The organism is Pseudomonas sp. GW460-12-10-14-TSB1 (genome assembly GCF_017349775.1).
In the GTDB taxonomy this organism is placed as follows: Bacteria; Pseudomonadota; Gammaproteobacteria; order Pseudomonadales; family Pseudomonadaceae; genus Aquipseudomonas; species Aquipseudomonas piscium.
Genome location: NZ_JACNAC010000004.1, coordinates 105,521 through 119,919 on the forward strand (window position 1 = coordinate 105,521; position 14,399 = coordinate 119,919).

At 63.0% G+C, this 14,399-nt stretch carries 12 protein-coding genes; 7 read left to right on the top strand and 5 right to left on the bottom strand.

The window, feature by feature from the left end:
• Positions 1–14 precede the first annotated feature (14 nt).
• Positions 15–2,768, bottom strand: a complete 2,754-nt coding sequence (locus J4D52_RS04290) for a response regulator (protein ID WP_063432662.1) — start codon at positions 2,766–2,768, stop codon at positions 15–17.
• Between the two features lie 221 nt (positions 2,769–2,989).
• Here J4D52_RS04290 and J4D52_RS04295 point away from each other — a divergent pair, with 221 nt between their 5' ends.
• The 7 genes from J4D52_RS04295 (at position 2,990) to J4D52_RS04325 (ending at position 11,323) form a co-directional block, all read left to right on the top strand.
• Positions 2,990–3,712: a response regulator transcription factor gene (locus tag J4D52_RS04295; protein ID WP_063432661.1), complete on the top strand. Its 723-nt coding sequence runs from the start codon at positions 2,990–2,992 to the stop codon at positions 3,710–3,712.
• Positions 3,699–5,111 carry a sensor histidine kinase gene (locus J4D52_RS04300; RefSeq protein ID WP_102676784.1) on the top strand — a complete coding sequence of 471 codons (1,413 nt, stop codon included), beginning with the start codon at positions 3,699–3,701 and terminating at the stop codon, positions 5,109–5,111. The genes J4D52_RS04295 and J4D52_RS04300 overlap by 14 nt, the downstream gene beginning before the upstream one ends.
• A gap of 80 nt (positions 5,112–5,191) precedes the next feature.
• Positions 5,192–6,094 carry a cysteine synthase CysM gene (gene cysM, locus J4D52_RS04305; protein WP_009050276.1) on the top strand — a complete coding sequence of 301 codons (903 nt, stop codon included), beginning with the start codon at positions 5,192–5,194 and terminating at the stop codon, positions 6,092–6,094.
• The gene (gene rlmD, locus J4D52_RS04310; RefSeq protein ID WP_102676783.1) at positions 6,094–7,446 is read left to right on the top strand and encodes a 23S rRNA (uracil(1939)-C(5))-methyltransferase RlmD; all 1,353 of its coding nucleotides are present in this window, start codon (positions 6,094–6,096) and stop codon (positions 7,444–7,446) included. The genes cysM and rlmD overlap by 1 nt, the downstream gene beginning before the upstream one ends.
• Positions 7,447–7,566: 120 nt before the next feature.
• Entirely contained in the window at positions 7,567–9,810 is a 2,244-nt protein-coding gene (relA, locus tag J4D52_RS04315) for a GTP diphosphokinase (RefSeq protein ID WP_009050274.1), read from the top strand.
• Positions 9,811–9,922: 112 nt separating this feature from the next.
• Positions 9,923–10,756, top strand: a complete 834-nt coding sequence (mazG, locus tag J4D52_RS04320) for a nucleoside triphosphate pyrophosphohydrolase (protein WP_009050273.1) — start codon at positions 9,923–9,925, stop codon at positions 10,754–10,756.
• 27 nt (positions 10,757–10,783) lie between these two features.
• The gene (locus J4D52_RS04325) at positions 10,784–11,323 is read left to right on the top strand and encodes a DUF2058 domain-containing protein (RefSeq protein ID WP_007927770.1); all 540 of its coding nucleotides are present in this window, start codon (positions 10,784–10,786) and stop codon (positions 11,321–11,323) included.
• 94 nt (positions 11,324–11,417) lie between these two features.
• On the opposite strand, the gene J4D52_RS04330 is transcribed toward J4D52_RS04325, so the two are convergent.
• The 4 genes from J4D52_RS04330 to purM form a co-directional block, all read right to left on the bottom strand.
• The gene (locus J4D52_RS04330) at positions 11,418–11,606 is read right to left on the bottom strand and encodes a hypothetical protein (RefSeq protein ID WP_025805664.1); all 189 of its coding nucleotides are present in this window, start codon (positions 11,604–11,606) and stop codon (positions 11,418–11,420) included.
• A 329-nt stretch (positions 11,607–11,935) separates the two neighbouring features.
• Positions 11,936–12,649 carry a DUF3108 domain-containing protein gene (locus tag J4D52_RS04335; protein WP_025805663.1) on the bottom strand — a complete coding sequence of 238 codons (714 nt, stop codon included), beginning with the start codon at positions 12,647–12,649 and terminating at the stop codon, positions 11,936–11,938.
• Positions 12,650–12,657: 8 nt separating this feature from the next.
• Positions 12,658–13,308: a phosphoribosylglycinamide formyltransferase gene (gene purN, locus J4D52_RS04340; protein ID WP_063432745.1), complete on the bottom strand. Its 651-nt coding sequence runs from the start codon at positions 13,306–13,308 to the stop codon at positions 12,658–12,660.
• A gap of 11 nt (positions 13,309–13,319) precedes the next feature.
• A complete protein-coding gene (gene purM / locus J4D52_RS04345) occupies positions 13,320–14,378 on the bottom strand; it encodes a phosphoribosylformylglycinamidine cyclo-ligase (RefSeq protein WP_025805661.1) in 1,059 nt (352 codons plus the stop codon).
• Positions 14,379–14,399: the final 21 nt, after the last annotated feature.

Here is a 14,399-nt window from a genome sequence, read left to right on the forward strand (position 1 = left end):
GTCGTTGCCCTGAGTCAGGCGTTGATGCGGGCCTCCGTGGCCAGGCGGTTGATCGCCCGTTCGAGTTCGTCGAGGGCGGCGAAGGCCTTGATGTCTTCCTGCTTGAGCAGGGTTTCGCTGCGCTGGCAGGCGGCGCGCAATTGCGGGACTCCGCAGTAGCGGGTTGCCCCGTGCAGGCGGTGGACCCGTTCGATCAGGGCATTGTGGTCATTGGCGGCACGGGCGGCGCGAATCGCTTCGCGATCGGCCTCCAGCGAAGCCAGGAGCATCGCCAGCATGTCGGCGGCCAGGTCCGCTTTGCCGGCGGCCAGGCGCAAACCTTCGTCATGATCCAGCACTTGCAACTCGTGGCCATTGCCGGACGGTTCGCCCGTGCGTTCCGGGCCCTGGTTGCGCAGGGCCAGACCGGTCCACTTCAGCACCACCTGAGCCAGCTGCCGCTCACTGATGGGCTTGGTCAGGTAGTCGTCCATGCCGCTTTGCAGCAGCGCGCGTTTTTCGTTGGCCATGGCGTGGGCGGTGAGGGCGATCACCGGCAGCGGCGTGCAGTTGCGTTCGCTCTCCCACTGGCGAATCGCCTCGGTGCTCTGGCGACCGTCCATGCCGGGCATCTGCACGTCCATCATCACCAGGTCGAAGGATTCGTTCTGCACCGCCTTGACCGCCGCGTAACCGCTGTCGACCGCGAGCACCTTGGCGCCCATGTCTTCGAGCAGGGTCTGCACCAGCAGCAGGTTGGCCGGGTTGTCATCGACACACAGCACCCGTGGCGGGCGACTGGCGATCGGTTCGCTCGGCTCGCTGCGCACCGCCTTGGGGTTGACCAGATCGGCCAGGGCACGCCGCAGCTTGCGGGTGCAGGCCGGTTTGGCCTGCAACTGGCTGTGAGGGTTGGGCACCGACAGGTGGAACAGCGTCTGTTCGGTGGTCGGGCACAGCACCAGCACTTTGCAGCCCAGGTGTTCGAGGTCCCAGATGTGCTGGTTGAGGCGTTCCGGCGGCATGTCGTTGGTGGTGATGCCGAGGACCGCCAGGTCGATCGCCTGTTCGGTCTGATGCACCCCGGTCACCCCGTTGGTCAGGGCTTCCAGGGTATTGAACGGCGTCACTTCCAGGCCGCAGTCCTCGAGTTGATGCTGCAGGGCCTGACGCGCCAGCTCATGGTTCTCCAGCACCGCGACCCGCCTGCCGAGCAGCGGCGGGGCGGGCAGGTCTTCAGCGTCGTCGCGGGTTTTCGGCAGGCGCAGGCTGATCCAGAACTCCGAACCTTCGCCGGGCGTACTGTCGACGCCGATCTCGCCACCCATCTGTTCGATCAGGCGCTTGGAAATCACCAGCCCCAGGCCGGTACCGCCGGGTTGCCGCGACAGCGAGTTGTCGGCCTGGCTGAAGGCCTGGAACAGAGCGCGCACATCCTGGTTCGACAGGCCGATGCCGGTGTCCTGAATGCTGATGCGCAGTTGCACGCTGTCTTCGTGTTCTTCTTCGAGCATGGCGCGGGCGACGATGGTGCCTTCGCGGGTGAACTTGATGGCGTTGCTCACCAGGTTGGTGAGGATCTGCTTGAGGCGCAGCGGGTCGCCCACCAGCGACAGCGGCGTGTCGCGATACACCAGGCTGACCAGTTCCAGCTGCTTGGCGTGGGCGGCCGGGGCGAGGATGGTCAGGGTGTCCTGCAACAGGTCGCGCAGGTTGAACGGAATGCTGTCGAGCACCAGCTTGCCGGCTTCGATTTTCGAGAAGTCGAGAATTTCGTTGATGATCCCCAGCAGGCTGTCGGCGGACTTTTCGATGGTGCCCAGGTAATCCAGCTGGCGCGGGGTCAGCTCGCTTTTCTGCAACAAGTGGGTGAAACCGAGGATGCCGTTGAGCGGGGTACGGATTTCGTGACTCATGTTGGCCAGGAATTCCGACTTGATCCGGCTGGCCTCCAGGGCCTCCTTGCGCGCCAGGTCCAGTTCGATGTTCTGGATCTCGATGGTTTCCAGGTTTTGCCGGACGTCCTCGGTGGCCTGGTCGATGCTGTGCTGCAGTTCTTCCTGGGCGTTCTGCAGGGTGCCGGCCATACGGTTGATGCCCGAGGCCAGTTCGTCCAGCTCCTGGCTGCCGAGCAAGGGCAGGCGGGTTTCCAGGTTGCCGTCCTTGAGTTGGGTGACGGCCTGTTTGATCTGGCTCAGCGGGTTGTTGATGGTACGGCCCATGCGCAGCGCCAGCAGGCCGGTGCAGATCAGCCCGGCGGTGATCAGCAGCAGGCTGGCGAACAGGCTGCGGTAGCCGCGCAACAGCATGCTGTTATGGGACAGCTCCAGCTCGACCCAGCCGAGCAGGCGGTCGGACTCGTCGGGAATCAGGTCGCCGGCCAGGTTGCGGTGGCGACCGAACACCGGCAGCAGATAGCGGGTGGCGTCGCTGCCGGTGCGTTGCAGCATCTGGCTGCCGTTACCGGTCGGTGCCTGGTTGAGCATGCTCGGGCCGGCATGGGCCAGGGGCGTCCGGTCGGGCGCGAGGAAGCTCACCGCGCGCACGTCCTGCTGTTCCAGGGACTGGGTGGCGATACGTTCCAGCAGGGCGGTGTTCTGGTGGGCCAGGGCCGGTGCCACCAGGGGCGCCAGTTGCTCGGCGATCATTTCGCCGCGTTGCAGAAGCTGGGTTTGCAGGTCCGACTGCTGCATCCAGGTGAAATAACCGCCCAGCACCAACGCCATCAGGCTGGTTGGCAGCAAGGTCAGCAACAGCACGCGGCCTTTGATCCCCAGTTTCTTAAGCACGCAACTCTCCTGCTACCACGCCGTTTTGAATGAACCCTGCGCACATCCGGTGCGCACCACCTGCGCAGTGTAGCCATTTGCTTTGCCGCAATCTTCGCAAAATTAACCGTCGAACCGGTCGAGCTCCCCCGGTGTAGCGAGCGCCTTGTCGACCGGTGCCGGTTGCCCGGAGGCGGGCAATCTTGAATAATCGCCCAACTGAGAATTACTTGCAGAGGCTAATGAATCCCGTATCTGTCGTCCATCCCCGGATCCTGAGCATCGAAGACGACCTGGTGCTCGGTGCCTATGTGCACGAGCAATTGGGGCGTTGCGGGTTTGATGTCACCTGGTGCCAGAACGGCCAGGAAGGGCTGACGATGGCCCGCCAGCAGTCTTTCGATGTGGTGCTGATGGACATCCTGCTGCCGGGAATGGACGGCCTGACGGTGCTCACCCATTTTCGCCAGAGCCATTCCACGCCGGTGCTGCTGATGTCGGCGCTGGGGGCCGAGGCCGATCGCATCAGCGGTTTCCGCCTGGGGGCCGACGATTATCTGCCCAAGCCCTTCAGCATGGCCGAGCTGCGGGTACGGATCGAAGCCATCCTGCGGCGCGTGGCCCTGGATCGCCGACCGGCCCCGGCGCCGCTCAGGCAGGAAGCCCAGGGGCTGCGTTTCGACGATGAGCTGTGCGACGTGCATTACGGGCAACAGTGGGCCGGGCTGACCCGCAGCGAGTACCGCCTGCTGGAGACACTCAACCGCAACGGCGACGAGGTCCTGAGCAAACCCTTCCTTTATCAGCATGTGCTGCAGCGCGGCTACGCGCCCCATGATCGCAGCCTGGACATGCACATCAGCCAGATCCGCCGTAAGCTCAAGGCGGTCGGTTATGTCGCGCGGGAAGTGCGCACGGTCTGGGGCAAGGGCTATGTGCTGAGTGCCTTCGATGAAATGGCCTGAGCTGCCCGGCAGGCATTCGCTGTTCTGGAAGCTGGCCTTTCTGTTGGTTGCGTTCTGCCTGCTGATGATCTGGTTGAGCTGGTCCTGGGGCCGCTACATGGAGCAGAAGAACCTGTTCCTCTCCGACGAGGCTCGCGGCACGCTGACCGGCTACGCCGCCGAAGCCGAACAGGCCTGGAACCAGGGACAGAGCGCCGGGGTCGATGCCTGGTTGCAGGCCATGGCCGGGCGCGAGCGCCATTGGGTCGGGGTCATCGGTCGCGACCTGCAATCGCTGGGCAGCTATCCGCTGAGTGAAGCCGAGAGCCAGCACCTGACGTTCCTGCGCGGCCTGGATTGGCCGGTCAGCCGCCATACCCGGGGTTTGCCCTGGCTGAAGATTCCATTTCCCAACGACCCGTCCGCCGGCAGCCTGGTGATCGAGCTGCCCCAGCGGTTCAAGCCCGGGCGCTACCGGGTGTTCTGGCGGGTACTGACCAACGGGGTGATTCCCGGCCTGTTCACCCTGTTGCTGTGTGTCGGGCTGTATCGACTGTTGGTGGTGCCGCTGAACCAGCTGCGCGAACAGGCCAACGCCTGGCGCGCCGATCAACTGAATGCGCGGCTGTCGAGCCAGACCACCAGTCGCCAGGACGAGCTGGGCGAACTGGGCCGGGCGTTCGACCAGATGTCCGAGCGCCTGCAGGGCACCGTGGCCTTGCAGCAGCAATTGCTGCGCGATCTTTCCCATGAGTTGCGCACGCCCCTGAGTCGCCTGCGGGTCGCCTGCGACGGCGAGCAGAGCCTGCCGGCACTGCGCGAGCGGCTGGCGCGGGAAGTCGATGGCATGCAGCGGCTGGTGGACGACACCTTGCAGCTGGCCTGGCTCGACACCGAGCGGGCGCCGCTGGCCGAGGAAGACATCCAGATCCAGGCCCTGTGGGAAATGCTCACGGAAAACGCCTGCTTCGAAAGCGCCTGGTCCAACGCGCAACTGCACTGCGCGCTGGACGCCTCGTGCTGGGTCAGGGGCAACCTCAATACCCTGGCTCAGGCCCTGGAAAACATCTTGCGCAATGCCATTCGCCATTCGCCCGCGGGCGGGCGTGTGCTGCTGGACGGCCAGCGCGAGGGCGAGCATTGGCTGCTGTGGCTGGAGGATGAGGGGCCTGGCGTGGCTGATGCCGATCTGCAGCGGATCTTCGATCCCTTTACCCGTCTCGACGGCTCGCGTCCGGGCAATGGCGGTTTTGGCCTGGGCTTGAGCATCGCGAGAAACGCAGTGCAGCGTCAGGGCGGTCAGCTGTGGGCGGAAAATGCCGGGCGTGGCCTGCGCCTGAACATGCGTCTGCGGGCTGCCGTTGTGATGGAAGCGCCTTCGACCGAGGCTGATTTGTTGCCTTATATCGTTAAGCCATAAGACCCTCACTTTGCGTGATATGGCCTGCGAACGTTTGCCGGTATGATAGTCGCCCCCGCAGTCCGGATTGCGAATACGCCATGACCTTGCAGTACCCCACCATCGCCGATTGCGTCGGCAACACCCCGCTGGTCCGTTTGCAGCGCCTACCTGGCGTCACCAGCAACACCCTGCTGCTCAAGCTCGAGGGCAACAACCCGGCGGGTTCGGTCAAGGACCGCCCGGCGCTGTCGATGATCACTCGCGCCGAGCTGCGTGGGCAGATTCACCCCGGCGATACGCTGATCGAGGCGACCTCGGGCAACACCGGGATTGCCCTGGCCATGGCTGCGGCGATCAAGGGTTACAAGATGATCCTGATCATGCCCGACAACTCCAGTGCCGAGCGCAAGGCGGCGATGACCGCCTATGGCGCCGAGCTGATCCTGGTCAGCCAGGAAGAGGGCATGGAAGGCGCGCGCGACCTGGCCGAGAAGATGCAGGCCGAAGGTCGCGGCAAGGTGCTCGACCAGTTCGCCAACCTGGATAACCCGGAAGCGCACTACACCGGCACCGGCCCGGAAATCTGGCGCCAGACCGAGGGCACCATCACCCATTTCGTCAGCTCCATGGGCACCACCGGCACCATCATGGGCACTTCGCGTTATCTGAAGGAACAGAACCCGAACGTGCAGATCATCGGCCTGCAACCGATGGAAGGCTCGGCCATTCCCGGCATTCGCCGCTGGCCGCAGGAATACCTGCCGAAGATCTACCAGGCCACCCGCGTCGATCGCATCGTCGACATGACGCAAAGCGAAGCCGAAGACGTGACCCGGCGCCTGGCCCGCGAAGAAGGCATCTTCTGCGGCGTGTCCTCGGGCGGTGCGGTGGCGGCGATGTTGCGCCTGTCCCGCGAAGTCGAAAACGCGGTGATTGTCGCGATCATCTGTGACCGGGGCGACCGTTACCTGTCGACCGGCATCTTCGATGCGCCCAACTGATGGCTAAGCCAGTCAGAGGCCTGCGCTTCCAGCCTTCGGGCGGGAGCCGGGCGGCGCAGATACCCGTTGGAAAAAAACAGCGCCTGACCATCGAGCGCCTGGCTAACGACGGCCGCGGTATCGCCTTCCTGGAAGGGCGTACCTGGTTCGTTGTCGGTGCACTGGCGGGCGAAGAGGTCGAGGCGCGAGTGCTGGGTGCCCACGGCAAAGTGGTGGAGGCCCGTACCGAGCGGGTGTTCAGCGCCAGTGATCTGCGCCGGCCAGCGCCTTGCGCCCATGCCGGCCGTTGTGGCGGCTGCAGCGTGCAGCACCTGCCCCACAATGAACAGCTTGCCCTGAAACAGCGCATGCTCGCCGAGCAGCTGTCGCGGGTCGCCGGTGTCGAGCCAGAGGAGTGGGCAGCGCCCTTGAGCGGTCCGGAGTTCGGCTACCGACGTCGGGCGCGGGTCGCGGTGCGCTGGGACGCCAAGGCGAAAAACCTCGAAGTAGGCTTTCGTGCCGCCGGCAGCCAGGACATCGTCGCTATCGACGAATGCCCGGTGCTGGTACAGCCCTTGCAACCGATCATGAGCCGCTTGCCGGCCATGCTGCAGCGCCTGAGCAAACCGCAGGCATTGGGGCATGTGGAGTTGTTCAGCGGTTCGGCGATTGCCGTGCTGCTGCGCCATATGGCGCCGTTGTCCGCAGCCGACCTGGAGATTCTCCAGGCGTTCTGCGCGTTCCATGAGGCCCAGCTGTGGCTGCATGGCGAAGGCGAGCCGCAACCGGTGGACCCGGACCAGGCACTGGGTTATCGCCTGGATCCGTGGGATCTGCAGCTGGCTTATCGGCCGGGGGATTTTGTCCAGGTCAACGCCGGGGTCAACGAGGCGATGGTGGCCCAGGCCCTGGAGTGGCTGGCGCCACAGGCTGACGAGCGCGTGCTGGATCTGTTTTGCGGCCTGGGCAACTTTGCCTTGCCGCTGGCGCAGAAGGTTCGGGAAGTGGTGGCGGTCGAAGGGGTGGCGACCATGGTCGCGCGCGCCGCGGAGAATGCCGCTAGCAACAATTTGCATAACACCCGGTTTTTTCAGGCCGATTTATCGCAGCCCCTGAGCGATGCCGAGTGGGCCCGCGAAGGCTTTTCTGCGGTACTCTTGGACCCACCTCGGGACGGTGCTTTCGAGGTGGTACGCAAGCTTGCGAGCCTGGGCGCCAAGCGCCTGGTTTATGTGTCATGCAACCCTGCCACTCTGGCGCGTGACACAGTCGAACTGGTCAGACAGGGCTACCGGTTAAAACGTGCCGGGATCCTCGATATGTTTCCTCAGACGGCACATGTCGAGGCCATGGCGTTATTTGAAGCGAGCTAGGATGGCTCGTCTAATCCGTTGGCCCGTCAGGTAGCACTCGCCGGCCCAGCGAGGAAATACTGGCAGTGAAGGTCAGCGATTTGACGCATTGAATGTGCGTCGTAGGGAAGGTAAAGCAAGATGGTACAGGTGAGAGCGCACCAGCCGATCAACACCGACGGCAGTATCAATCTCGAGGCGTGGCTCGATCATGCGGTCAGCGTCGACATGGCACTGGACCGTGAAGCCTTGAAAGAAGCCTGCGAGTTCGCTCGTGAGGCAGAGCAACAACACATCGCCGCGAAGAATCTCAGCGGCGAAGACATGTCGAGTTTCAGCACCGGCCTCGAGATCGCGGAGATCCTCGCCGACCTCAAGCTGGATCAGGATTCGTTGGTGGCCGCGGTACTCTACCGTGGCGTCCGCGAAGGCCAGATCCCGCTGCCGGCTGTCAGCCAGCGCTTCGGTCCGGTGGTGGCCAAGCTGATCGACGGCGTGCTGCGCATGGCGGCGATCAGCGCCAGCCTCAGCCCCCGCCAATCCCTCGTGCTCGGCACCCAGGCCCAGGTGGAAAACCTGCGCAAGATGCTGGTGGCGATGGTCGATGACGTGCGTGTGGCACTGATCAAGCTGGCCGAGCGGACCTGCGCGATCCGCGCGGTGAAAAACGCCGACGACGAGAAGCGCAACCGGGTCGCCCGGGAAGTCTTCGACATCTACGCACCGCTGGCTCATCGCCTGGGTATCGGTCATATCAAGTGGGAGCTGGAGGACTTGTCCTTCCGCTACCTGGAGCCTGAGCAGTACAAGCAGATCGCCAAGTTGCTGCACGAGCGGCGCCTCGATCGTGAGCGTTTCATCTCCGACGTGATGAACCAGCTGCAGAACGAACTGCAGGCCACCGGCGTCGACGCCGACATCAGCGGCCGGGCCAAACACATCTATTCGATCTGGCGCAAAATGCAGCGCAAGGGCCTGGAGTTCAGCCAGATCTATGACGTGCGCGCGGTGCGCGTGCTGGTCCCGGAAATGCGCGACTGCTACACCGCGCTGGGGATCGTCCACACCCTGTGGCGGCACATTCCGAAAGAGTTCGACGACTACATCGCCAACCCCAAGGAGAACGGTTACCGCTCGCTGCACACGGCGGTCATCGGACCTGAAGGCAAGGTGCTGGAAGTGCAGATCCGTACCCACGCGATGCACGAAGAGGCCGAACTGGGGGTCTGCGCCCACTGGCGCTACAAGGGCACCGACGTCAAATCCGGCTCCAACCACTACGAAGAGAAAATCTCCTGGCTGCGTCAGGTGCTCGAGTGGCATGAAGAGCTGGGGGATATCGGCGGCCTGGCCGAGCAGTTGCGGGTGGATATCGAGCCGGACCGAGTCTACATCTTCACCCCCGACGGCCACGCCATCGATTTGCCGAAAGGCGCGACACCGCTGGACTTCGCCTACCGGGTGCACACCGAGATCGGTCACAACTGCCGGGGCGCGAAGATCAACGGGCGCATCGTGCCGCTCAACTACAGCCTGCAGACCGGCGAGCAGGTCGAGATCATTACCAGCAAGCACGGCACGCCGAGCCGCGACTGGCTGAACCCGAACCTGGGGTATGTCACCACCTCGCGGGCGCGGGCGAAGATCGTCCACTGGTTCAAGCTGCAGGCGCGGGATCAGAACGTGGCGGCGGGCAAGACCCTGCTCGAGCGCGAACTCAATCGCCTCGATTTGCCGCAGGTGGATTTCGACAAGCTGGCCGACAAGGCCAACATGAAAACCGCTGAGGACATGTTCGCCGCCCTGGGCGCAGGCGACCTGCGCCTGGCGCAACTGGTCAACCTGGCGCAGCAGCTGGTGGAGCCGGAACGCGGCAACGAACAGCTGGAACTGATCCCGCGCAAGGCCACCGGCTACAAGCCGGGCAAGCGCGGCGACATCCAGATCCAGGGCGTCGGCAACCTGCTGACCCAGATGGCCGGCTGCTGCCAGCCGCTGCCGGGGGATGCGATCGTCGGCTACATCACCCAGGGGCGCGGGGTGAGCATTCACCGTCAGGACTGCGCCTCGGTGCTGCAACTGGCCGGCCGCGAGCCGGAGCGGATCATCCAGGTCAGCTGGGGTCCGGTGCCGGTGCAGACCTACCCGGTGGATATCATCATTCGCGCCTACGACCGCTCCGGTTTGCTGCGTGACGTGTCCCAGGTGCTGCTCAACGAACGGATCAACGTGCTGGCGGTCAACACCCGCTCGAACAAGGAGGACAACACCGCGCTGATGTCCCTGACCATCGAGATTCCGGGGCTGGATGCGCTGGGGCGGTTGCTGGGGCGTATTTCCCAGTTGCCGAACATCATCGAGACCCGCCGTAACCGTACCCCTTGAAATCCGGAGCGTAGGAGCGAGGCTTGCCCGCGATAGCGGTATGTCAGACAAATCGCCATCGCGGGCAAGCCTCGCTCCTACAGAAAACATGGTTTGGCAATGAGAGTGACTGATGTACAGCCTTGAAGACCTGTTGCACCTGATGGCGCGGCTGCGGGATCCGCAGTACGGCTGCCCTTGGGATATCAAGCAGAGCTACGCCACCATCGTCCCCCACACCCTGGAAGAGGCCTACGAGGTGGCCGATGCCATCGAGCGGGGCGATTTCGAGCACTTGCAGGGCGAGCTGGGCGATCTGCTGTTCCAGGTGGTGTATTACAGCCAGCTGGCGCGGGAGGAGGGGCGTTTCGAGTTCGACGGCGTGGTCGACAGCATCACCCGCAAGCTGATCCGTCGCCATCCCCATGTATTCCCTACCGGGGACCTGTACGCGCCGCTGGATACGCCGCGGCTGGATGAAGAGCAGGTCAAGCAGCGCTGGGAAGAGATCAAGGCCGAGGAGCGCGCCGAGAAGTCGGCAGAGCCTTTGCAGTTGTCCTTGCTCGACGATGTGCCTGCGGCGCTGCCGGCCCTGTCCCGTTCGGCCAAGTTGCAAAAGCGCGCGGCCCAGGTCGGTTTTGACTGGCCGGACGCCTTGCCGGTGGTGGACAAGATCCGCGAAGAGCTCGATGAAGTGCTCGAAGCCATGTCCGAGAATGACCCGCAGGCGATCGCCGACGAGGTGGGCGACCTGCTGTTCGCCGTGGTCAACCTGGCCCGGCATCTGAAGGTCGATCCGGAAACCACCCTGCGTGGCGCCAATGCCAAGTTCGAGCGGCGCTTTCGATTTATCGAGCAGGCATTGCGCGATACCCGCCGACCCATGGAAGATTGCACCCTCGAAGAGTTGGACGCCTTGTGGGGCGAAGCCAAACGTCAGGAAAAGAATTTGCCCAGCTGTGGCTGAGGCTGTTGCCTAAGTGAGTGAGCACCAATGAGCCTTTCCCTTCGCGACCAGTTGCTCAAAGCAGGGCTGGTCAACCAAAAGCAGGCCAAGCAGGTCAGCAAAGAGAAACAGAAGCAGCAACGCCTAGTCCATAAGGGCCAGGTCGAGGCGGACGATACCCAGGCGCGCCTGGCCCAGGAGGCGCAGGCCGAGAAGGTCAAGCGCGACCAGGAACTCAACCGCCAGCAGCAGGAGAAGGCCGAGCAGAAGGCCCGTGCCGCGCAGATCAAGCAACTGATCGAAGTGTCGCGCCTGCCGAAGCTGACCACCGAGGACTACTACAACTTCGTCGACGACAAGAAGGTCAAGCGCCTGTCGGTGAATACCCTGATGCGCAACAAGCTGAGCAGCGGCTCGCTGGCCATCGTGCACCATGCCGGCGGTTATGAAGTCATCCCCCGTGAAGCCGCCCTGAAGATCCAGGAGCGCGATCCACGGCGCATCGTTCAGCTCAACACCCCGACCGAGGCGCCGGACGAGGACGATCCGTACGCGGCCTACCAGATCCCTGACGATCTGATGTGGTAAGCCCGCAGAAACAACAAACCCCGCCATGAGCGGGGTTTGTTGTTTCTGAAGCGCCTGCCGATGCGTGGCGGCAGGCGCGGCAGTCAGTGTGAGATCAGGAGCTTTGCGGTGCGCGGTTCTGCTCCAGCTTCTCCAGTTCGGCCTTGTAATTATGGGCATCGCTCTCGGAATGAAACATTCCCACCAGCATGTCTTGTTGATGCACGTCCCAGATCCGTACACCTGCGGCTACGCCTTCATGGGACATGTGTGAATCGTCGCGTTCAGTTACTTTTACAGTCATCTGCTAGCTCCAATCTCTATTGATCTGCAGCAAGGCGTGTGCAGGACTCCGTTATATATTTTGTTAGCTGGCTAAGTAAATTGCTTTCAAATGCAACAACCTTTTGCAGATTTCGCAACAGTCCCGCAGGCCGCGGAAACTGTGACATCTGGTCGCAGGGGGTGGAGTTTTATGACAAAAGTTTCATGTTGGGCGGCTGTCGTGTTGGGCCTTTTTACCCGGCGAGCGAGCCTGCCGGGTCGCCAGGAGAGCTGTGCTTGAGCGGCCAAATGGAAACACCAGGCGAAAAAAAGCCCCGCATCGGCGGGGCTTTTTTATTGTCGTGCGGCTTAGCTGCCTTTGACGGTCTTGCCGTTGACGGTGCCGTTCAGGAGCATGATGTTGTACTCCTTGCCGTCGGTTTCGACCTGTTGCAGGCGAACCAGCAGGTAATCCCAGTCCTTGGCGAACCACATGACGGTGATACGTTTGCTTTGTGTCGGATCACGCACGCGCTCGACCTTGATCGCATCGATCTGGCCGGCCTTGGTGTCGACTTTTTCCGAACCCAGGACACGGAAGTCGTAAGTGTCGACTTCGCCATCATCGACGACCTGATAGCTCATGCTTTTCTTGCCGGCGGCCACATCGTGCTGCAGGGCGAGTTGGTAGGTGGATTTGTCGACCATGCCGCGATTGAGCGGGATCTTGACCGCATCGCCGCGATCGGTGCCAGTGACCATCTTGGCGTTCCAGTCGAAGTCCAGGTCGGCCTTCTTGGCTTTGCCCAGGCCACCACGTTCGAAGTGATAGGACTGCGGCAGCAGGGTGTCCTTGTCGAACGTCAGGGTGCTTTCTTCAGTCAGGCTGGCGATCATCATCGAGGCCTTGAAGCTCAGCTTCCAGGTGCCGTCGCCTTTCTTTTCCAGGCTGCGTTCGGCAGTACCGCTCATCGGCAGCTGTTTCCAGTCGGCGGTATAGCTGGCGGAGAAGGGTTGAAGGTCCGCAGCCTGCGCGAAGGGCAGGGTGAGCAGAGCACAAGCGAAGAGCAGGGCGCGACGCATAAAATCTCCTAATTACGAATCAAGTGGCCACTGGCGGCCAGTAACTGACCATCCAGTAAAGCACCCTGTTCGCCGAGTGTGAGTCGACCTTCGGCAAACCAGCGTACGGCCATCGGGTAAATCCGGTGTTCCTGGACGTGGACCCGCTGCGCCAGGCTTTGCGGCGAGTCGTGCAACTCTACCGGGATCACTGCCTGTACGACCAGTGGTCCGCCATCGAGTTCCTCTGTCACAAAGTGCACGCTGCAGCCGTGCTCGGTGTCTCCGGCCTCCAGCGCTCGCTGATGAGTGTGTAACCCTTTGTATTTGGGTAGCAGCGAAGGATGGATATTGAGCAGGCGACCCTGATAGTGCCGAACGAAGTCCGCGCTGAGAATGCGCATGAATCCGGCAAGCACCACGAGCTTGGGCTGGAAGGCGTCAATCAGTTCGATCAGCGCGGCATCGAAGGCCTCGCGGCCTTCGAATGCCTTGTGATCGAGGGAGCGGGTATCGATACCCGCGTCCTGGGCGCGTTGCAGGCCGTAGGCATCGGCGCGGTTGGAAATCACCGCGCGGATGCGTACCGGGCTGTCGCCGGCCTGGGTGCTATCGATCAGGGCCTGCAAGTTGCTGCCGGTACCGGACAACAGCACCACTACATCACAGGTGGCGGGCATCGGCTCTTGCATTAATGTGCCTTGAGGTTTTTCAGCTCGACCTGGGCAGCGCCTTCGGCGGCGCTAGCGATCTGACCAATGACCCAAGGCTGTTCGCCGGCTTCGCGCAGGACGTTGAGGGCAGTTTCAACGTGCTCCTGAGCCACGCAGATCACCATGCCCACGCCGCAGTTCAGCACGCGGTGCATTTCGTGTTCTTCGACGTTGCCCTTCTCTTGCAACCAGTCGAATACCGCCGGACGCTGCCAGCTGGCTACGTCGACCACGGCCTGGGCGCCTTTTGGCAGAACGCGCGGGATGTTGTCCAGCAGGCCGCCGCCGGTGATGTGGGCCATGGCCTTGACTGCGCCAGTGTCCTTGATCAGCTTGAGCAGTGGCTTGACGTAGATGCGGGTCGGGGCCATCAGCAGTTCGGTCAGCGGCTTGCCGTCGAGCTGGACGGTTTCGATGTCGGCACCGGAGACTTCGATGATCTTGCGGATCAGCGAGTAGCCGTTGGAGTGCGGGCCGGAAGATGGCAGGGCGAGCAGGGCGTCGCCGGTGGTTACCTTGGAGCCGTCGATGATTTCGGCTTTTTCCACCACGCCGACGCAGAAACCGGCCAGGTCGTAGTCTTCGCCTTCGTACATGCCTGGCATTTCAGCGGTTTCACCGCCAACCAGGGAGCAGCCAGCCAGTTCGCAGCCTGCACCGATGCCGGTGACCACGGTGGCGGCAACGTCGACGTTCAGTTTGCCAGTGGCGTAGTAGTCGAGGAAGAACAGCGGCTCGGCACCGCAGACCACCAGGTCGTTGACGCACATGGCGACCAGGTCCTGGCCGATGCTGTCGTGCTTGTTCAGGTTCAGTGCCAGGCGCAGCTTGGTGCCCACGCCGTCGGTGCCGGAGACCAGCACTGGCTGCTTGTAGCCGGCCGGGATTTCGCAGAGGGCGCCGAAACCGCCCAGGCCGCCCATGACTTCCGGGCGCGCAGTGCGCTTGGCGACGCTCTTGATGCGTTCGACCAATGCTTCACCGGCGTCGATGTCTACACCGGCGTCTTTGTAGCTCAGGGAGGGTTGCTTGCTCATGATCCAGGCCTTTAGGGGGGA